The sequence below is a fragment of the Halomonas sp. hl-4 genome (genome assembly GCF_900215475.1).
Taxonomy (GTDB): Bacteria; Pseudomonadota; Gammaproteobacteria; order Pseudomonadales; family Halomonadaceae; genus Vreelandella.
In genome coordinates this window covers 3,655,146-3,675,988 of the sequence record NZ_LT907845.1, presented here as the reverse complement: position 1 = coordinate 3,675,988, position 20,843 = coordinate 3,655,146, and the positions used below count along the sequence as shown (strand labels likewise).

Annotated in this window: 18 protein-coding genes; 9 read left to right on the top strand and 9 right to left on the bottom strand. The window is 54.4% G+C overall.

Features of this window, described 5'->3' with window-relative positions; translation table 11 throughout:
* Positions 1 to 249 precede the first annotated feature (249 nt).
* The 4 genes from CPH17_RS17240 to CPH17_RS17225 form a co-directional block, all read right to left on the bottom strand.
* Positions 250 to 717, bottom strand: coding sequence for an S-ribosylhomocysteine lyase (locus CPH17_RS17240; protein ID WP_074395446.1), 468 nt, complete (start codon positions 715 to 717; stop codon positions 250 to 252).
* Between the two features lie 53 nt (positions 718 to 770).
* Positions 771 to 1,118, bottom strand: coding sequence for a putative quinol monooxygenase (locus CPH17_RS17235; protein WP_074395445.1), 348 nt, complete (start codon positions 1,116 to 1,118; stop codon positions 771 to 773).
* Between the two features lie 73 nt (positions 1,119 to 1,191).
* Entirely contained in the window at positions 1,192 to 1,650 is a 459-nt protein-coding gene (locus CPH17_RS17230; RefSeq protein WP_074395444.1) for a DUF302 domain-containing protein, read from the bottom strand.
* 36 nt (positions 1,651 to 1,686) lie between these two features.
* Positions 1,687 to 2,364, bottom strand: coding sequence for a haloacid dehalogenase type II (locus CPH17_RS17225; RefSeq protein WP_074395443.1), 678 nt, complete (start codon positions 2,362 to 2,364; stop codon positions 1,687 to 1,689).
* A 165-nt stretch (positions 2,365 to 2,529) separates the two neighbouring features.
* On the opposite strand from CPH17_RS17225, the gene CPH17_RS17220 reads away from it, so the two are divergent.
* The 3 genes from CPH17_RS17220 (at position 2,530) to CPH17_RS17210 (ending at position 6,616) form a co-directional block, all read left to right on the top strand.
* Complete coding sequence (locus CPH17_RS17220) at positions 2,530 to 3,222, top strand: response regulator transcription factor (RefSeq protein WP_074395442.1); 693 nt, start codon at positions 2,530 to 2,532, stop codon at positions 3,220 to 3,222.
* On the top strand, positions 3,219 to 4,562 hold the full coding sequence (locus CPH17_RS17215; protein WP_074395441.1) for a sensor histidine kinase: 1,344 nt from the start codon (positions 3,219 to 3,221) through the stop codon (positions 4,560 to 4,562). The genes CPH17_RS17220 and CPH17_RS17215 overlap by 4 nt, the downstream gene beginning before the upstream one ends.
* A gap of 155 nt (positions 4,563 to 4,717) precedes the next feature.
* Positions 4,718 to 6,616: a TonB-dependent receptor domain-containing protein gene (locus CPH17_RS17210; RefSeq protein WP_197668826.1), complete on the top strand. Its 1,899-nt coding sequence runs from the start codon at positions 4,718 to 4,720 to the stop codon at positions 6,614 to 6,616.
* A gap of 69 nt (positions 6,617 to 6,685) precedes the next feature.
* On the opposite strand, the gene CPH17_RS17205 is transcribed toward CPH17_RS17210, so the two are convergent.
* A complete protein-coding gene (locus CPH17_RS17205; protein ID WP_074395439.1) occupies positions 6,686 to 8,119 on the bottom strand; it encodes an aminotransferase in 1,434 nt (477 codons plus the stop codon).
* Between the two features lie 153 nt (positions 8,120 to 8,272).
* Positions 8,273 to 9,769: an NAD-dependent succinate-semialdehyde dehydrogenase gene (locus CPH17_RS17200; protein ID WP_096300497.1), complete on the bottom strand. Its 1,497-nt coding sequence runs from the start codon at positions 9,767 to 9,769 to the stop codon at positions 8,273 to 8,275.
* Positions 9,770 to 10,159: 390 nt separating this feature from the next.
* On the opposite strand from CPH17_RS17200, the gene CPH17_RS17195 reads away from it, so the two are divergent.
* From CPH17_RS17195 to CPH17_RS17170, 5 genes are all read left to right on the top strand, one after another.
* On the top strand, positions 10,160 to 11,242 hold the full coding sequence (locus tag CPH17_RS17195; RefSeq protein ID WP_074395437.1) for a hypothetical protein: 1,083 nt from the start codon (positions 10,160 to 10,162) through the stop codon (positions 11,240 to 11,242).
* A gap of 167 nt (positions 11,243 to 11,409) precedes the next feature.
* Entirely contained in the window at positions 11,410 to 12,501 is a 1,092-nt protein-coding gene (locus tag CPH17_RS17190; protein ID WP_197668825.1) for a hypothetical protein, read from the top strand.
* Positions 12,502 to 12,621: 120 nt separating this feature from the next.
* On the top strand, positions 12,622 to 14,568 hold the full coding sequence (locus CPH17_RS17185) for an AAA family ATPase (protein ID WP_074395435.1): 1,947 nt from the start codon (positions 12,622 to 12,624) through the stop codon (positions 14,566 to 14,568).
* Positions 14,565 to 15,833: a DUF6638 family protein gene (locus tag CPH17_RS17180; RefSeq protein ID WP_074395434.1), complete on the top strand. Its 1,269-nt coding sequence runs from the start codon at positions 14,565 to 14,567 to the stop codon at positions 15,831 to 15,833. The genes CPH17_RS17185 and CPH17_RS17180 overlap by 4 nt, the downstream gene beginning before the upstream one ends.
* A 335-nt stretch (positions 15,834 to 16,168) precedes the next feature.
* Positions 16,169 to 16,819, top strand: coding sequence for a DUF1523 family protein (locus CPH17_RS17170; protein WP_074395432.1), 651 nt, complete (start codon positions 16,169 to 16,171; stop codon positions 16,817 to 16,819).
* A 19-nt stretch (positions 16,820 to 16,838) separates the two neighbouring features.
* On the opposite strand, the gene CPH17_RS17165 is transcribed toward CPH17_RS17170, so the two are convergent.
* From CPH17_RS17165 to doeA, 3 genes are read right to left on the bottom strand one after another with little or no spacing between them, the layout of a single operon-like run.
* The gene (locus tag CPH17_RS17165) at positions 16,839 to 17,315 is read right to left on the bottom strand and encodes an Lrp/AsnC family transcriptional regulator (protein ID WP_074395431.1); all 477 of its coding nucleotides are present in this window, start codon (positions 17,313 to 17,315) and stop codon (positions 16,839 to 16,841) included.
* 8 nt (positions 17,316 to 17,323) lie between these two features.
* Positions 17,324 to 18,355 (bottom strand): N(2)-acetyl-L-2,4-diaminobutanoate deacetylase DoeB, encoded by a 1,032-nt coding sequence (gene doeB, locus CPH17_RS17160; RefSeq protein WP_074395430.1) that lies wholly within the window; start codon positions 18,353 to 18,355, stop codon positions 17,324 to 17,326.
* Positions 18,356 to 18,367: 12 nt separating this feature from the next.
* Complete coding sequence (gene doeA / locus CPH17_RS17155; protein WP_074395429.1) at positions 18,368 to 19,567, bottom strand: ectoine hydrolase DoeA; 1,200 nt, start codon at positions 19,565 to 19,567, stop codon at positions 18,368 to 18,370.
* Between the two features lie 268 nt (positions 19,568 to 19,835).
* On the opposite strand from doeA, the gene CPH17_RS17150 reads away from it, so the two are divergent.
* Positions 19,836 to 20,771: a 2-hydroxyacid dehydrogenase gene (locus CPH17_RS17150; protein WP_074395428.1), complete on the top strand. Its 936-nt coding sequence runs from the start codon at positions 19,836 to 19,838 to the stop codon at positions 20,769 to 20,771.
* Positions 20,772 to 20,843: the final 72 nt, after the last annotated feature.

Here is a 20,843-nt window from a genome sequence, read left to right as displayed (position 1 = left end):
ATATCGACCGCAGAAGTCAAAACTTCTTCATTTAAAGGTATTGAACCCAGCGAGTTCGAGGAACATATTGAAGGTTAAAAATGAACGAAGCATTTCCCTAAAATTACATTTATATAAAAATTAAAAAACACCAAAAAAAGCCATTAACACAACTATCCTACATATTAATTAATGAAAAATTACACTTAAATAAAAACGCCGAGCCTATTAAAAAGGCTCGGCGTTCTTTAATGCTTTACTTGAAAAGTATTATGCAAACACTTGAGTCCACTCACTGCGTTTGGCCAGCAGGCCTTTCGCAAGTTCCTGCGCGCCTTCTAGGCTGTGGCTTGCCGCCCAGCCGCACTGCATTTCGTTGCAGGCGGGTACTTCGGTGGCTTCCAACACATCGTTGAGCGTTTTCTCAACAATGGAAACCACATCATCGTAGTCATCGTGGTTGATCATCGCGATGTAGAAGCCTGTCTGGCAGCCCATCGGGCTGATGTCCACCACTTTGTCGGAGTGGTTGCGCGACTTCTCGGCCAACAGGTGCTCCAACGAATGCAGCGCTGGCATGTCCATATGGCCTTTATTAGGCTGGCAAATACGCAGGTCGTACTTATGAATACGATCACCGTTCTGGCCTTCTTTGACATCAGCTAAACGGATGTAGGGCGCTTTTACCTTGGTATGGTCCAGGTTAAAGCTTTCGACGTTCATTTTTTGCTCGGCCATGTTGGCACCTCTCCGTTTTGCATGTTCACTACGGCTTATTGTACACCTTTACGCTACACCTTGGGTGCGTCGAAATTCCAAGGCTCGTCCGTGTAAACACATACGTTGGCATCTTCGATATCGCCATCGGGCGATTCAACGTGCAGAGCAAAGAAGTCTTGGATTTCCTTGCGCTGACAGTGGGCTTCGAACTCTTCACGACTGGCCCATATCTCATGAAAAACAATTGGGTAACTGGTGCCTTGGGCGAAGGGGTTATCAATCTGCCGCGTCACAGTGTAGTGGATGCAGGCATCTTCCCGATGAGCATTCGGCTCTAACGACTGAAGCGCTTTGAATACCGCTTCTTCTTTGCCCGGTTTGGGTTTAAAACCAGCAACACAGTAGATTTTTTCTGACATGCTTTTATCCTAGGTCATTGAACGCTTGGCTATTATGCGCTTGGTCACGCTTCCTGGACAATGTTTAGCCATTTTACTGAGCGGCGCTTTCCGCCACCTCGCGTAGCACGCCCGCCACGTTGTCAAGAGGCAGGTCGCACTCCGTCAAGCCGTGACGTTCAGCCAAGTAATGAGGATCGTTCCACTCCAGACGCACACCATCGTCGGTTTCACGCACTACCATTTTTTGCGGAAGATCCAACGCAACACTGCCCTGGCATTGCATCATCGGCGTACCGGCTTGGGGATTACCAAAAATAAAGGTCGTGGTTGGAGGCAGTTCGAGGTCATTATTGGCAGCGTTTTCAGCATGGTCCACCGTGGCCATGACGTTAAGTCCTTTATCATCCAAGGCGTCATTGAGCTGCTCAATCACTGTGTCGAAGTCAGTATCGCTCATTAAATGCTCGATTCCCTTATCACCTGCCGCGAATAGCGGCTGGCTCAACACACCACCTACTGCTGCCATGCCGATCAAAGCTGAAATACGCATAACCTCTCCTTATCCTTGTTTAATTGGGCGGGTGATTTATTTGTTCAAGCGTTCCGCCAATGTTTCCAGGTCGGTAACCGTCATATCGGGTTCGATCCCCCAGGGATCGAAGGGGGCATCAGAGCTGCGCCGCACCCAGGCGCTGCGCAGGCCTGCATGGGTTGCCCCGATGACATCGAAGGGATTGCTGGAAATCAGCCACGTTTGTTCCGGGCGTGTTTCCAAGCGCGTACGTAAAAACGCGTAAACCGCCGGGTCGGGTTTAAAGCGCTTCACCTCATCGACGCTAATGACGTCATCCATGTGCTGGTCCACGCCTGCGCGTTTCAATAGCGCCGATACGGCGTCGGCCGTGCCATTGGAAAACGCCACGCAGCGCATACCGGCATCGCGAAGCTGGTCGAGAGCGGGTGCCACATCTGGAAACGCGGGCAATTCTGCATACACCGCCATCAGATGATCATAGTCATTCTCTGAAAGCCCGGTTTGTAGTGCGCGGTCGGTGAATACCAGGGCTTCGCGGGTACACTCTGAAAACGCAACATAGGCACCCATCAAGCCGTGCCGGAAGCTGTATTCCAGTTGCTTGTCGCGCCAGCGACGCGCAAATTCGGCCGCTTTATCCGGCGTTGCCAGGCGCTTTTCCAGTTCCATCTTGACCCCTTGGGTATCAATTAGCGTGCCGTATACATCAAAAGCCAATACCGGTGTCATCGTTAGCGCCTCCACTTGCTGCGATTGCATTGTCTGAGACTAAGCGTAGCGGGCTCGCGAGAAACCTCCACACCCCCTTATCAACGGCTTTCGGTGGGTTAAACTTGCCAACCACAAAACAAACAATCATGATTATCATTAACGAATAAAATACTCTCTTGATACATGACGACGCCCAGCACACATTTATTACTCATTGATGACGATCCCGTATTAGGCGAACAACTGAGGAGCCTGCTTAGCCAAAGAGGTTATCGGGTCACGCAGTGCCTGAACGCAGAGGAAGGCTTAATGCGTGTTCAAGTGGGTGATATACACCTGCTGCTACTGGACGTACGTTTACCCGGTATGAGCGGCCACGAACTGTTGGCCGAGCTTCGCCAGCACGCTTCCATGCCGGTCCTCATGCTAAGTGCCTGCGGTGCCGAAGAAGAACGTATTCAAGGATTACAGAATGGTGCCGACGATTATCTGGCGAAGCCCTTCCACCCGCTGGAGTTGACGCTACGCATTGAGGCCCTGCTGCGACGCATCACCCATATGCCACCTGCGTCTAACGCCAGGCACCTGGCCATCGACTCGCTTTGGCTAGATGGCAACGCAGCGTCCCTTCACGTTGCAGGGCATAGCGTTGAACTAACGCCACTCCAATTTCGCCTGCTTTGGTTACTGGCCGACCATAAAGGACAAACACTGAGTAAATCCTATCTATACCAGCGTCTATTCCAACGCGAGCACAGCCCCTATGATCGCAGCCTGGATATGCACATTAGCCGTATCCGTCGCAAGCTGAATAGCGCCGGTTTTGACGCTCGGCGCCTGCAAACCCAGCACGGCAAAGGCTATTGCCTGCAATGAAACAGCGCCTGCTGTGGAAGCTGTGCGGTGTCGTAGCACTGGGCGGTATCGCGCTGGTGCTTAGTACATCGCTGCTGGAAAAGTGGGCCGAGCGTCAAATGAGCGTCATAGCCCCCCATCATCAACGCACCCTTGCCGACTGGGGAACAAAGGCAGAGGCGTTGTACACCGCAGGCGATATGCAGGCACTGGGCGAGTGGCTAGATGCCCTACAAGCGCAGGAGGACACCTGGGCCGCGGTGGTCACCTCCGATGTCACACCGGTCGCAGGGGGAACGCTGTCCGCACAGTTTAAGGAAGGCTACCGCCTGGGGCGGCTGATTGAATGGCCTATTCACCTGTATTTTCCCGACAATCCGATCATGGATATCACTTTTGAGGGGGGCCATCGCCACTTTTTAATCACCCTACCCCAGCGCATGCGCCCGGGGAGCCACCTTGGCCTCGTCATCTGGTGCGTCAACGGGCTCATTCCACTATTGACGCTGGTGGCGATTGGCTGGCTGCTATACCGGCATATCATGGGTCCTTTGCACTACCTGCGAGACGCCACCCAGGCGCTAACCGATGGCAACCCCCACCCCACCACCCACGCTACCCAACGGGACGATGAGCTAGGCGAGCTGGTGAAGCGCTTTGACGGCATGGCGCAGAAAACCCAGGGGACCATTACCCAGCAACGCCAGCTGTTGGCCGATCTTTCCCATGAGATCCGCGCCCCGCTCACGCGGCTAAGCCTGACCATTGATCAAATGCAAGCGCTGCCCATCCCAGTTGCGCACATCAAACGCCTGGAACAAGACAGTCGGCAGATGCGCGAACTGGTCAATGATGCACTGACACTGGCGTGGCTAAGCCATGAAGCGCCCAGGCTGCAACATGATCATTTTGACCTGGTCGATTTACTCGATGCGCTGATCGACGATGTGCGCTTTGAGTATCCCCATCATCAATGGCATGTCGACCTGCCCGACAGCGCACCCCTTCACCACTCAAGCCAGCGGGCGCTGGGCCAGGCGCTTGAAAACCTGCTACGCAATGCCTGTCACTATTGCGGCGAACACGGCACGCTAACGCTTTCGCTTTGCCAATGCGGCCCTCGCTACGCGCTCACCCTGCGCGATAGCGGACCCGGGGTCGCGGAAGAGCAACTCGCGCATTTGTTTACGCCCTTTTTCCGTACCGCAGAAGCCCGCCAGGCCCGCCCCGAAGGCACGGGGCTGGGGTTGGCACTGGCCCGTCGGCAAATCAATGCGGTAGGTGGCCATATCACCACCCAGAATCATCCCCACGGCGGGCTTCAGCACACCATCTCGCTACCCATCAACGGCGCTGAATAGCGTCATTTGTAACAGTTGTAAAAATGCTAGCCAGCGATTGCGACTCAAACGAGAATAATAATCATCTATAAAAATGTCTTTGGGAGCACTTTGTCACTATGCACCACTCCGCCCGATTTTTGCGCCACCCGCTTAGCTTGAGTATTGCGGCCCTTATGAGTGGCACCGCACTGGCTCAACCGGATACATCGCTTGATCCTCTCCAGGTAGTCGCTGAGTCCCTCAACAGCAGTGATAGCGTCGTTGAAGAGGGCACCCTGGAGCGTTATCAAGCCGACGACTTGGGCGACATTTTTGATCAGGATCCGCAGGTTAATGTCGGCGGTGCGCTAGGCATTGCCCAGAAGCTGTATCTGCGCGGTATTGAAGACCCCTTGCTTAACGTGACCATCGACGGTGCCTCGCAAAGTGGCAGCCTGTTCCATCACACTGGGCGGATCGGTGTCGACCCCGCTTTGCTAAAGCGCGTTGAGGTCAGCGCGGGGGCTGGCCGCGCCACCGATGGGCCGGGTGCATTGGGCGGCAGCGTGCGCTTTGTCACCAAAGACCCGGATGACCTGCTGCGCGACGGCGAGCGTTTTGGCGGGCTAATCTCGGCGGGAACCGGCACCAATCCGGAAGGTCACCGGGTCAGCACCACACTGTTTGGCCGTTTCAACGACCAGTGGAGCGCCATGGGGACACTTGTAGACCGCGACCATCAGCGTTTTGAAGACGGCGATGGAAATAAACAAGCCGGGACCGACGCCCAACAGCAACTGGGACAGTTTAAATTACTCGGTGACTTCGCTGCCCAGCGCTTTACGCTGAGTCACGAAATCCGCCAGGACGAAGGCGAACGTACCCAGCGCCCCCAGTGGGTAGTAAGCGGCTTCAACCCGCTTTACGCCTTGGATGGGGAACGCCAGACCAGCACGCTGAATTACCAGCTTCGCCCCGAGGGCCAGGCGTGGCTCGACCTGGAAGCCTCGCTCTACCACACCACGGCTGATGTCGAACAGAATGTTGCCGACCGCTGGGGGCGCTATTTAGGAGAGTCCGAGTCCACCGGTGCCAGTGTTGCCAACACCTCGCGGGTGGGCAGGCATCAGGTGACTTACGGCGTTGATTACCGCGACGACGACGTCACCGCCGGCTACGCGGACAATCCTGAGCAGGAGCACGAAAGCGGCGAAGTGGCGGGCGTATTTGTCCAGGATGACATCACGCTGACCGACCGTTTACGCTTGAGCGCGGGGGCGCGTTACGACCGCTACCGGCTAACCGATAACAGCGGCCTGTCCTATCGCGAAGATGATATAAGCCCCAACCTGGGGGTAGAGTGGGATATCACCGATAACGTGATGGTCAACGCCTCCCACGCCCGCGCCTTCCGTGGCCCCAAAGCCCACGATGCCTTCAAGCTGGAAGGCGCAAGCAATGCCATGGATCTGCGAGGCGAGCAGGCGCGCAATAGCGAAGTGGGCGTGCAGTTTACCCAAGGCCCATGGGAGCTCAACGCCGAAGTTTACCGTTCCACGATTGACGACGTGATTTCCGACCCGCTCGGCGGGCCCATACGCTACGAAAACGTCGGCGACCTGGCCTCTGACGGCTTCATCCTAAGCGCCAATTATCAATGGCAGGCGTTATCAGCAGGGCTCAGCTTCCACCGCAATGATGTCGACCTCAATGGGCAGCCACTTACCGTTTATGAATATAACGGGCTGGGCAATACCATGGGCGATACCTGGACCGCTAACGTGGACTACCAGGTGAATCCCCATTGGCAAGTAGGCTGGCGGAGCCAGTTTGTGGAAGGCATTGACGATCTTGAAACATCGGTGGGCACTATCGACAAACCCGGCTACGGCGTACACGATGCCTATGTTCGCTGGCTTCCCACACGCGATGAGGATTTGGCCATTACGCTTACCGCCAACAACCTGTTTGATAAGCAGTATCTTGACCATGCCAGCAATGCCGATTACCAACATATCCCGGGCTATGAAGGCATTGTCGGACTTGCCGAACCCGGTCGTGATATTCGCCTGGGCGTGAGTCTTCGGTTTTAAGCCTACCGTGAAACGCACAGCGCCCGCCTAAAAATGGCGGGCGCTGCCGTTCAAGCAGGAAAGTACGACTTAAACCGTAAACGCGGCTTCTTGCTGGCCGGTTTTCAGATCACCCGAGCGAGTAAGTTCATCGGTCACGCGGTCGATGGCGCGCTTGGCACGGCCAATCATGTCATCTACTTCGCGACGATTGATGGTCAGCGGCGGCGCGAAGCCAAGAATATCGCCCTGGGGCATGGCGCGGGCAATCAGGTTTTCTTCCATGGCCGCCGCGGCGACTCGTGGGCCGACCTTGAGCGCCGGGTCGAAGTGCAGGCGCTGCTTGGCGTCTGGCGAGAACTCGAGTGCCGCCATCAGGCCAACGCCGCGCACGTCGCCCAGCAGCGGGTGGCCTTCAAAGGTGGCCTTGAGCTGCTGCTGGAAGTAGCCGCCAGTTTCCGCCGCGTTGCCCACCAGGTTTTCACGCTCGATGATCGCCAGGTTGGCAAGCCCGGCGGCACAGCCAAGCGCGTGGCCGGAGTAGGTCCAGCCGTGGCCGATGGGGCCGTATTCGCCGGTGCCCTGCTCGAGCACCTGCCAGACCTTCTCACCAACGATCACGCCGGACAGCGGCTGATAGGCGCTGGTGAGGCCCTTGGCGATGGTGACCAGATCAGGCTTCATATTGTAGTGGTGGCTGCCAAATTCGGAGCCAGTACGGCCAAAGCCACACACCACTTCATCGGCAATCAGCAACACATCGTATTTGGCCAACACCGCTTGGATAGCCTCCCAGTAGCCTTCCGGCGGCGGGACGATACCGCCAGTGCCGAGCACCGGCTCGCCGATAAAGGCGGCCACGGTATCTGGACCTTCTTCCAGAATCATCGCTTCCAGCTTGTCGGCACAAAAAGCGGAGAACTCAAGCTCGGTCATACCGTGCTGCTCGGCCGCCCGCAGGTAATAGTGCGGCGCTTCGGTATGGCGAATGGTATCAATCGGCAGATCGAAGTGGTCGTGAAACGCTTTCAAGCCAGTTAACGAGCCAGAGGCGATGCCGGAACCGTGGTAGCCGCGCATGCGCGAGATGACTTTTTTCTTCTGCGGGCGGCCCAGCACGTTGTTGTAATAACGCACAATCTTGAGCTGGGTTTCGTTGGCGTCCGAGCCGGACATGCCGTAGTACACCTTGGACATGTTCATACCGGCGATTTTCAGAATACGCTCGGATAGCGCAATTTGCGGCTCGTTAGAATGGCCCACGTAGGTATGGTAGTAAGAGAGCTCTAGCGCTTGCTTGTAGATCGCTTCTGCGACTTCGGTGCGACCGTAGCCGATGTTGACGCAGTAAAGCCCGGCGAAGCCATCGATAAATTCGCGCCCGTCCTTATCCACGATGTTAATGCCTTTACCGCCGGTGATCACCCGGCCCGGCGAATCGCCGTGGGCGAAGTCACGCAGGTGGGTAGAGGCGTGGAAAGTGACTTTACGGTCGCGTTCGATCAAATCCTGATGCAAGCTCATAGCGTTCTCTCTTATCAATTAAGGACATATCGCCCGACAAGTCGGACTCCTACAACCCCCATGCTTCAAAGCCATTGTAGGAGCCCAACTCATTGGGCAATTGACGTGTTCGATGCTGTTTATCACCTTGTACACTGGGTGATAACGTCGAGGTTAGCTTCCGGACACCGAACCCAAGGCACCCAGGCAGTAATACTTCGTTTCCAGGTATTCATCGATACCCGTGGCGCCGCCTTCGCGGCCAAGGCCAGACTGTTTCACGCCACCAAACGGCACCGGCGGACCGGTCATTTTTACTGAGTTGACACTGACCATGCCGTATTCCAGTGCGCGCATCAGCTTCCAGATGCGGCGGATATCGTGGGTGTAGATATATGCAGCCAGGCCGTACTCGGTATCGTTGGCCATTTCGATTACTTCATCATCGGTGCTGTAGGCCGTAATACCGGCCACAGGGGCGAAGTTTTCTTCTCGCCACACTTTCATTTGCGGCGTCACACCGGTCAGCAGCACCGGCATAAAGAAGTTCTCGCCGGGCGCCTGGCTTTGATCACCTGCGATCATGGTGGCACCACGTGACACCGCGTCATCGACAATCGCGGCGGCTTTTTCCACCGCCTGGCGATGGATCAGCGGGCCAAGATCAATTTCGCCATGCAGGCCGTTACCCACAGTGAGTGCGGCCATGCGCTCAGTGAACTGTTCGACGAATTCATCGTGAATGGATTCGTGCACCAGAATGCGATTGGCGGCCAGGCAGTCCTGCCCGGCGGTTTGGAACTTGGCGGCCACTGCTGCATAGGCGGCTTCTTTGGGATCCATATCCGGCCCAACGATAAACGGCGCATTGCCACCCAGTTCCAGAGAGAGCCGCTTGACCGTGTTGGCGCTTTGCTCGATTAAAATCCGGCCCACGCGGGTAGAACCGGTGAACGACAGCGCCCGAATACGCGGCTCAGCACACAGGATCTTGGAGACCTCTGCCGGGTCACCCAGCACCACGTTAAAAATGCCTTCAGGAATACCCGCCCGCTCGGCAAGTTCCGCCAGTGCCAGCGCCGAGAACGGCGTTTCATTGGCCGGTTTAACAATCACCGGACAGCCCGCCGCCAATGCCGCAGCGGCTTTGCGGGTAATCATTGCCAGCGGAAAGTTCCACGGGGTAATCATCGCTGCAATCCCCACCGGCTCTTTGATCGTGCCAAGCGACGCGTTGGGGATATGGCTGGGAATAGTTTCGCCGTAGGTGCGCTTGCCCTCTTCGGCAAACCAGCGCACGAAGCTGGCGCCGTACTCTACCTCACCACGGGCGTCGGGAAGCGGCTTGCCCTGCTCCAGCGTCATGATGGTAGCGAGATCTTCCCGGTTGGCTTGAATCAGATCATACCAAGCCAACAGTCGCTCGCAGCGTTCGTCAGCGCGCAGCGCCCGCCAGTTTACGAAAGCGGCTTCAGCGGCATCCACCGCAGCGGTAATCTGTTCGGCTTCCAGCAGCGGAATATGACCAATGGCTTCGTTGGTCGCGGGATCATGCACTGCCTCTTCACGGCCACCTTCACCGTGGGTCCATTTGCCGTTCACGTAGGCGTACTGGCGGAACAGGCGCGGGTCTTCCAGGCGTTTGGCGAGCGTGGTCGATAGTGTGGTCATAGGAACCTCCCCTGGCTGACGCCCACTGAGGGTGACAAACCGTTGTTCGTTTAACATTGAAAACGACGGCCTCGGCCTTCGTGATTCGATGTGTCTAGCCTAGGGGAGATCGCTCACGAAGTGTTTTTGAAAGCGAGGTCATAACGTGCATTTTTTTTGGGAAAGCAGGCTTAAAAGGCCATTTTTTTCTTATGATTTAACCATCATTAAAAAACAATAACACCTACGCCAGCGGGCAAACTATTGCCTAGTGCAAGCAAGTTATTGCCCCTCCCGAGCAATAACTTGCCTATTAAAAACGGTGTGCTTATAAATTTGAAATCGAAATAAAAATCACCTATAAAGCTAACTCTTTAAGGGTCTTCATCATAATTCATTAAGGATAAAGTTATGAGCACTGCCCAGTTCGATAAGATGATCCAAGACTCGCAAGAAAAAGTTAACGCTTCTAAAGAGAAGATATCTTCGATTACTTCGACGATGGAAGCAGCGCGAGAAAAAATCGAGACAGGCGATGAGCTAGGTTTCGACATCGAGAATGCCACCCTTGACGACGTTCAAGCCCATTCAGAGCTAATGAACGCGAATATTGCCGAGCTTATCATGGGCTTGGACGATACGACGGCGACTTTCTCAAAAGACTTCGATGAAATGCGCTCTAAGTCGGGCTGGGAGAGCTTCGTTGGTTTTTTCAGCAAAGGAAAATCTGAGTCGCTACGTCAAGAGCGAATTCGTAGCGCTAATATCGACGATAAACTCCAAGATCTGATTTCAAAATCAGACATTATCGTTACACTTCTTCAGGACCAGTTGGAAACACTGAAAGAGCAGCAAGACAAGGTTCAACAAAACCTATCGGCAACGCTGGATGATCGAGAAGCAACGGTACAAGAGCTGGAAGCGGTACGCGCTGAACTACTGGAACTCGATCCAGGTATTGTTGAGCTGGAGAATAAAATCTCCGTGGAACAGGATGCGACTGCCAGGACGCGCCTCGAAACTGAATTGGCGGCCATGAATGAAAAATACAATTCGCTGGTGCAATTAGAGCAGGTCAAGATCGCAAAATCTCAGACCCTTGAACGGTATGTTGAAAAGGGCAAAACCTGGGTTGATAGCTTGCAGAATCAGGCTGCTACCCAAATGGTATTGATCAACAAGCTGCAGACAGATACCCAGCAGCGCGTCGTGCTTTACGATGCTTTGACAAAGTCACTCAAAACCGCCCAGCAGCAGGAAGTTGCTCACCGCATCAACGAAATCGGGGTCGAAACTGATAAGGAAGCCCAAACCGCGATGGCAGGCATTGGTGCGGCTACGAACAAACGCATGGCCGACATGATGGAAGCACATGAAGACAGCATGGTATTTGCGCGCGACATTATTGAGAAAAAAGCCAAGGCTGATGAGCGCTTTGCTCGGCGTTTCTCAACCATCGTAGAAAAACACGATAAAAACCTTTATGGCGGCTGACCTCGCTACCCCTTTTCCGGTTGCTAAATAGCGATCAATTAACACATCAGATGCTTTACTCATCCACTGTGTTGATTGGCGCTCGTGGTCAATAAAAGGACGATCGAGAGCAGCCCAGCTCTCGGCAGGGACACCCAATGACTGAGCTTAGCCGCGACCATACTGACTTGGCAGACCCCTTTGCCTCACGCCGCTATTTTCGTAAGTTCGAAGATATTATCCATTATCTGTCTAGAACGGCAGTCACACTGCACTCAGAAGGCAAACTTACCAAATCCAGTGCCAAGGTCCTGACAGAGTATCTTGTTCGACTGAACCATACCTTTAAAGCATTGAGCATGAAATACCTGCTCGTCGGCAACGAGCAAAGCCCTCTGCTGGGCAGTTTAACTATGGACAAACGGGATAGTGGATTTCCTGTAGCCTCAGAGCTGTTAACCATGAGCAACGACGTTCATCAAGCAGCCCTGCATCTTGCCAACTCACCTTCCGCGAAGGCTTTAAAGAAGCAGATGCTTCACACCATCCTCACTGAGCGACAAACACCAAGCAAACTACAGTTTGCGCTATCGCAACGCTTATATTACGAGGCGCTGATAAAAGGCGACTTGTTTTGGGCACAAAACGATCCAACTCTCATCGAGCAGGGCACGAGCGAGACCGGACGCCGCCAGTTTCTGATCCACTGGGCGGTTTACGACTCTCAAATCAACCTGCCCGTCATCTACTTGGTAGAATTAGAAGATAGTGGCAGAACCCCTTTGCTTGAGGATCAGAGCCGCTGGCCACAGGTACAGGCACACCTAATGTCGCAATCACTTGTGGGGTTGAAGCTACTGACCATTGCACAAGGCTTCGATAAGGATTTTCGCGACCTACACCCCAAACAGCTGTCTCGCTACCACATTGGCCCAATGTACTCATCGGCTTATACCGAGCAGTCGGGTCCGCTACGCCAAGTGCTTGAGCAAGCAGCAAGCCAAGAGGGTCAGGATTGGGCGCTCGCCTGGACATGCGAGCAATTAACCAGCGAACAAGTACGTGAAGAGCGCGCTGGATGGTTCAGCAAAGTGGAACGAGAGGTCTTCGCGCTGGATCCTTTTGGCAGCCGCGGGGCAGATACCGGCGCCTCGCACACACAACGCGCCATCATACTGCCACAGCACCCCTTTCAAGTGCTTACTGAACTTGATCCCCCCGGCTTTTTGGATGTGCGCAAATTTGTGGTCAGCCCCAAGGGCCAAGTATTGAGTTTCTAAGGTCCAGTTCAGTACACCAAATTTACCTGATAAATGCTCACCGCTTAAGCAGCATCAATGAGCACCAAAGGTAGCGGAGCAATGTCATTGGGGCTGGATAGCCCTACATACGAGGATGTCATGAGTTTTACTAGCGACCAGATGGAACTGCGCGAAGAGGATATTCGCAAGCATTACGGCACTGCCACCGCCATGCTGGAAGGCATTGACCATACGCCACGGCTAGCCAAACCTGAAGCTTCAGGACAACCAACCGCGCCAGAGCGCTCACCCGGCATCAGTCAGACACGCCGTTTACGCTCTACCACTCCGGGTTTGGTGACCCGTTCAACCGCTCGACCTGAAGGCGTCCATTTGCGCGCCCGTATTGAAGCGTTTGAAACAGACGACCCGCTTGTCTCGCCACTCCAAGCCACAGCGCTTCACCAACTCCGACGGGCATTGGCCATTGCATTGGCGGTTGGCGAAGTTTATGCAACCTCATCCGGGCTTGCCGAGCTGAAACGGGCTAATTTAGCAGGTACGTTGAATACGGAGCGCAAAGCTGAATTCACCCAGCTACTGGCAGGTGAAGCGCTCACCGTCGTGCATGTCTTTGCCAATGCTACCGCTTTCCTGATAGCGCCTCATACTAGCGACGCCACCGTCGAAATTGGCGAGGTAGCCGAGCTATTGACCGATAATGCGTCGCTTGCTCTGAATGGCGTGCTATGGGAAATCGACCAAAAGCTTGCGTGCCATGCCAGCAATGAGAGCCAATTAACAGCAACGCTTAGCGCCTTCGCCGAACAATGCATGGAAAAAGTCGCGCTGCGCGCGCAAAGCGCTCCAAGGCTTTCACCCTTTAGCGACGCCGTTTGGCGCATAGAGGCTGACGATCTGACACTGCGGGGATTCGAGCCGGCCACCAAAGCAAAGTCCCCAACGCTGACCATGGCCTTCAAAAAACCGCATGAGGTAGTGGGCAACCACATAGCCAAGTATCAGTCTCTGCGGCTCGCCAAAATGCTGATGGCTTACGATTTCGAGCGACGCTTAAATCCTTTCGCGGAAATGGGCGGTTTCATCTTCACGTTTATGGGCGACGGCAAGCCAGGAACGGGTAAAACCACCTTGATTCAAATGATGGCGGGCCTCCTGCACGACTACTGCCAAGTGGCCGGCTATCCATTTCGTTATCAGAACTTCGGCATCGACAACATAGATAGCTACCAGGGCAAGTCTGGTCAAAACGCCAAAGCGTTTATCAGCAACCTGATGGACCCAGGCGTTATCGGCTTCGGCACCGTTGATGATATCGATCAGATTGCAGGCAAGCGGGGGGACCGCCAGTCTTCGGCGGGGCAGCAGGAGGTTACCGCCGTGCTGATGGATGCCTTCGCGGGTGCCAATACGGTTGTCCGCGGCAACTGTACTTTCGGTATGTTCTCCAACTATCCCGAAAACGTCGATGATGCCTTGCGGCAGCGTTCGGGCGCACGTTTTTTGGTCGATGGGCCGCAAACACGAGAAGATTACATTGACGTTCTCCACCTGCTGCTAGGTAAAAACCACCAGATTCCTTTGGGCGAGCATGACCTTTACGCCGCTCAGGAAATCCAGAAGGCGGTAGCTCAATCTTTTCAATCACATAGCCGTCCCCAGGAGGAGACCTTACTGGCGGTGTTTGATCGCGTCCACTCTCAAATAGGTGAACTTGATACCGTCGCCAAGCTCGGCACTTACTTGAAAGCAATTCAGCAGGCCGACGAACGGTTCACCGGGCGTGCTATTAAAAACATCACCGATGCAGTCAAGGTGCGCTCGATGGACTTCGAGCTACCAGATGAGTGGATGGAAAACCCAGAGCTATTTCTGTTTAAGGATTACGTTACTAAATCCAACATGATTGACGAACTGAAAGTGCCCATCACCACAGATATGGTGCTACAGGAGATTAACCGCTACGCCGACAGTGAGTTCCGCTATGCGGGTAAATCCGATGCCGCCGCCATCGAAAGCATGGTTCGCGATTTAGGCCTTCAGGAAGCCGCGCGTAAGCGTTACCTGGAGGGGCAGAAAACATGAAACGCTTGATTGAAAAGGGGCTGATGTTTGGCAACCTCTTTCATGTCGGCTCTCAGGCACTGGTCGAGCGCTATGGCCGTGCGTTGCTGCACCTAACGGGGAAATCCACCTCCCTGCGCGAGTTTCATATCGACATCTCCGGCTACTCACCGGAGATTGGTGATGAGCTTGAGGATCACTACTACTTGAACCATGGCGGCGTTAATCGACAGTTCATTCTTCTCACGGTTGAACAAAAGTATTGCCCTTTGCTAAACGCCCAATTTTCCACTAACCGGGACATCTTGCGGCGGTTTATTGATGCCAATGAACAGCAACTTTTTGCTCTCACGGCCACCGATGCTGTGGCGGGAGAGCTGGAAAACTCGGTATTGGGCGTCGATGTGCCTGAGCAGCTGTTTGATATTCGCCGCATTATTGTCGAAGCCGACACGACTACGGGGACCATCGCAGAAGCGGCACGCTTAGAGACGCTTATCGAGCGCTTCATGGAGGAAGAAGATAGCTGGTTTGATAGTCATTTAATCGATGACATGGTCGAGACCGTCAAACGCACCGGCGATATTTCGCGCAATCCAGTACGCCTGGCACATGAGGTATTTGAGCAAAAGAACTTCTGGACGTCGCATTTTGGTGGCCTCTACCTCTTTCAGGATATAGGCAGCTCGGCATTGATCGCCAGCAACGAAAAGCCGCTAGGAAAGTTCCCTGTCAAACAGACACTCAGCCTAGATGAACGTAAAAAGATAGGCCTGTTTTTACAAGAAAATAAACTCGCCGAACCGATTATCAAAGGGCGGAGCGATCAAGAAGTCGATATTCTTCGTCAGAAAACGACGTTCATACTGGCTGATACCTTGACGGATAAAGGGGTGGACGTAACCGGCCTCTCCTATAGCGACATGCGACGTCGCGCCTCACGGTATGCAAACGAACTGCCCGATGAGTACGACGGACTAGCGGCCATGCTGCGATGGGCAGAGACACGCGGCGCCAAACCCAGAATCGAGATGGAGCATCCCAGCTATTTCTACCTGCTGCGTGCCACAAATACGGCTAACCGAGATCTAGTCAATATGCTATTGGCGGAGCTATCGCCTCTCGATACCCGCCAGTTATTTATCTGCCATAAAAACGAATTCTATCGCCGATACCGTACGTGGCCAGAGGCGAAAAAAGCCTACTGCAGTGACTTTCTTTCACGCGAGTATGCGACTGATAAAGCAGGCGCACGCGCTTACCTGTTCGGCGCAGAATCGGTGTGAGCCGTTGTGTGATTGGCAGCCAATAACACCACCCAAAAGCTCAGCGGAGGAGCCCCCATTGCTTCCCTTCATGCGACTCGTTCTGACGTTCGTTGTGACGCTTTTCATTCTATACAACTCGCTCGCAGCCTATATGCGTTGCAGTCAACGCTTGGCGTTACAAAAGCGCTGGAAGCGTGAAGCTCCGCTGCTTAGCCGAAACGCTTTTATACGACAAGGTTTGCAGCAATATGACCGCTCACTGCGGCGCAAGTTGATTCACTTGGTCTACGTTACGCCGCCGAGTGCCGTCTTGCTTATCCTCTACGTCACCAATTACATGTGAGGCGACCCCAATGGTCTATGTGAAATGGTTTTTATTGATTTTTTTCTGGACGCTGTTCGGGGCGTTTTTACACTACAGCTTACCCAAGTACGATGTCGTGCGTATTGTTAATACTCACGAGGAACGTATCGATCTGGATGACTGGACACGTATCTTCTGGTCTGACCCAACCGCCCAATCGAAGCGATTGATGAACCGTGACGTGCAATTCATCCAGGGTATCCGTGGCAATGGTCGCACCATTGTTTATCGCAATGAGGATACCGGCTGGGGCTGGCCCCCCTATTTCAAATTCGATACCGCCAATCTTTATACCGAGGCCAGCGACCTGGTCTCCACAAAAGCAGACCCTCAGTGGGTCGCCATCAAGTATTTTGGTTGGAGGAGTATCTTCTTTTCCATTTTCCCCAACGCCATTTCAATTACGCCCGTCGACGGACCTGAGGAAAAGCCCTTCAACTGGTTCACAACATTATTTCTGATTACACTTGGGACCGCCTCAGGGTACGGTTATTACCGCTGGCGACGCTTTCGTCGCGAACGTCTATCGCCCGTTTTTGAAGAGGTTGGCGATAATTTAAATGCCGCAGGCGATGCCTTTTCCAGGAAACGTAACCGCTTTCAAGCATGGCTTGATACCTGGAAGACAAAAAAACGTTAGGCAAGATCAATCGCTAAATTTACGCAAAATCGTCAGTATCAATGCCAATGGACACACGCTTAACGGTTTTGGTGACAATATAGGTAAAGTAGCGTTCGATACCCGCATCAGAGACCAGCCATTTATCCATCAGTCGCTGGTAGCTATCGATGGTGCGGGTTTCGAACTTCACCAGGTAATCCACACCGCCGCCTACCGCAACACACTCAGTAACTTCTGGGGTTTGCATGACCAGCGCTTCAAAGCGGGTGAAGCTGTAGGCGTTGTGCTGTTTAAGCTCAATCTGCACCCAGACGGGGTTGCGTGGCACCAGCACCTCGGCGTCGATGCGTGCACTGTAACCCTGGATGACCCCGGCTTTTTCCAGCCGTTTTACCCGCTCCCAGCAAGGGCTGACCGAGAGGTTAATTGCCTCAGCCAGTTTCGACTTGGTGATCCGCCCATCGCGGGAGAGAATGTCGAGGATTTTCAGGTCATAACGGTCAAGTTTCATCATGCCAAATGTCACGCCTCCAGGCGTTCAACAACATCGGCAACCACCGCCAGGGTGTCCCCCATATTGATTAACGAGGGCGCGCGGCGAGCCATCAAGACGCCATCTCGCTCCGCTTTATAGGCCACAGGCGCCGTACCGCTGCGGGTCATGTCGTATACATAGGCAATGGTCTGGCCTTTCTTGACTTCGTCACCCAGCGCCACCAGCAGTTCGAGCACGCCAGAATGCTGGCTCTGTACGTAACAGCTGGCGTCGGGCATATCGAGGTATACCTGACCGCCTGCGGGCATTTCCACCTCGCCTTCCACTAGGCCGTAATGGACTAAAAAGTTGCGCACGCCTCGCTCTGTGATGGCGATGCTTTGGGGCGTGGAGGTGCCACCTCCGCCAAGCTCAGTGGCCACAAACACCTTACCCTGCCGTTCGCAGGCGGTATCGAAGAGTTTTTCGGCATCCAATTCAAACATCACCATGGCGTAGGGGGCGCCAAAGGCTTTCGCGCCTTCCAAAGCGGCTTGCTGCTGGGCTTTGTCATCCAGCACGTGGGACGCACCAAACGGCAGAATATCCAACGTGCGGCCACCGGAGTGCAGGTCGAGCACCACATCGCTCATCGGCACCAACACGCGGGTAAAGTAGTCGGCAATTTGCGAGGTAACGCTGCCGTTAGGGTCGCCGGGGAAGCTCCGATTGAGGTTGCCTTTATCCAATGGCGAGGTGCGTTTACCGGCCATCACCGCTGGCGTATTCATACAGGGCACAATAATCACCCGTCCTGTGACGTCTTGCGCTTTAAGCGTCGAAGATAGCTTCAACAGTGAGGTAATGCCCTCGTACTCGTCGCCATGGTTGCCACCCGTGAGCAGTGCCGTGGGGCCTTCACCGTTTTTGACCACGGTGACCGGGATCATCACCGCACCCCAGGCGGATTCATCAGTGGAGATAGGTAACTTTAAAAAGCCGTGCTGCACGCCATCAGCGTCTAAGTCCACGGTGGCCGAAATCGGACTGGGCCTTTGTTGGCTGGAGGGAATCGTCATGGTGTCTTCCTTTTACTTAACAAACAGCTGGCGTGGAAAGTTGGCCAGCGTTTCGCAGCCGCTCTCGGTGATTAAGATGCTTTCGGTAATTTCCAGGCCCCAGTCCTCCACCCATAAGCCGGGCATAAAATGAAATGTCATGCCGGGCCGCAGAACGGTGTCATCCGAGGGGCGCAGGCTCATGGTGCGCTCACCCCAATCGGGGGGATAGGAAAGCCCGATCGAATAGCCACAACGGGCGCCACCACGGTCAAAACCATATTTATCCATGGCAGCACCCAGCGCCATGGCAATATCCGCCGTGCGGTTGCCCGGCTTGGCCACCGCCAACCCGTTATCAATGCCTTCGAGCAGCGCCGACTCTGCACGGATAAAATCCATTGGCGGCTTACCCAGAAATACCGTACGCGACATTGGCGCGTGATAGCGCTTAAATACCCCGGCAATCTCAAAAAACGTGCCTTCGCCTTCACGAAACGGGGTATCGTCCCAGGTTAAGTGCGGCGCAGCGGCGTCTTTGCCGGTGGGCAACATGGGCACAATGGCAGGGTAATCCCCCCCAAACACTTTGCCGTTTTCATCGACAAAGCCTTCAATGCCCACGCGGTATATCTCTGACACCAGCTTGCTTTTGGGTAGGCCGGGCTCAATGACTTCCAGAATACGTGTATGCATGCCTTCCACAATTTTGGCGGCCGTGCGCATATAGCTGATTTCTTGCGGTGATTTAATCGACCGGCACCAGTTCACCAGAGCGTTGGCATCCATAAAACGCGCATGGGGCAGCTCGTGCAGCAGACTCTGGTAGGCTTTGGCGGAAAAATAATAGTTATCCATTTCCATGCCGACAACGCCTGTATGCCAGCCGCGGTCGGGCATGATCGACTGGGCCAGATACTCCATCGGGTGCATGTCCGGATTCTGCACATAATAATCCGGATAGTAGGTGATGTTATCAGGGTCGATCCAGCAGGTGCGCAGCGCGCCATTGGCGTCCATACGGCGGCCAAACCACACCGGCTCACCCTCTAAGCCCACCAAAACGCACTGGTGCACATAAAACGACCAACCGTCGTAACCGGTAAGCCACGCCATATTTGAGGGATCACTGACGATCAATACGTCAATGCCCCGACCGGCCATTTCAGCACGCACCTTCCAGAGGCGGTTAGCATACTCTTCACGGGTGAAGGGCAGGGAAACCTGAGTCATCGGGCAATTCGCCATTAAAGATCACTAAGAACCAGCGCTGCTTTTATCATTAAGCGGCGCTGGGCCGCAGGATCGACCTGGCCACCGCCACAGTAGGCCCGCCAATGTCGTCTTGAGCCGATACTAGCACTCACCCTTGGTTGCCGGTCAAAGCCTTTATGACAAAATGTGCATACGGCAGCATAATTTGCACTAAGCAAGTCGACCACGGCGTTCATCGCTTATCATGATAGCCTGAGAGAAAGATCCGCTAGCGAGAGAAGCCGTCATGAAGATTGTTGTGCATATTGATGAAGCCGAGCAGTGGCAAAAGGCGTTGGCTGATGCCTTCCCCGAGGCCCAGGTGCTGACCAGTAGCGCGCCAGCCGAGGAGCGACAGAACGCCGATTACCTCGCCGTCTGGAAAGCCCCTGCGCACTTGATCAAGGAACAAACTCAGCTAAAAGGCATTATCAACCTCGGTGCGGGGGTCGACTACCTGCTTAAAACCCCTGGCCTGCCAACTGACGTGCCCATCGTAAAGCTGCGCGATGCAGGGATGGGCGAGCTAATGGCGGATTATGTGCTGTACGGGGTACTGCATTTTTACCGCAGCATGGACCGCTATGCGCAACAGCAGCAAAGCGCCACTTGGCAACCCCAGGCGGTGGTCGAAAAATCCCAGTGGCCGGTGGGGATACTCGGTTTGGGTTCGATTGGCCGCTATGTGGCCAATGCACTTAACCAGGCAGGATTCCCGGTCCTCGGCTGGAGCCGTTCGCCTAAACATATCGCTGGTGTGCAGTGTTACCATGGTGATGACGGGCTTAGCGAGTTACTTGGCCAAGTGCAAACGATCGTGACGATTCTGCCCGATACTTCAGAAACCCAGCATATTTTAAACGCCGAACGACTTGCCCAATTACCGCCGGGTGCCAGCGTTATTAACCCTGGCCGGGGAAGCTTAATTGATGAGCAGGCACTGCTAGAAGCGCTAGGTAAAGGCAACCAATTGAGCCATATCCGCGGTGCATTGCTTGACGTCTTCGAAGAAGAGCCGCTACCCGGTGATCATCCGTTGTGGCAGCACCCCAAAGTTATTATCACGCCGCATATGGCAGCCCCCACGCCACTCGGCGCCGCCATCGACCAAGTCATTGCTTACGTGCATGCCTTTGAAGCAGGGGATTCCGTGACGACCATCGACCCCGAGGCGGGGTACTGAGCGCTGAAACACTCGGATTGGCATCTTGTTCATACCGATAAGGGATTATTAACCTATTGGAAACGAAGGAGA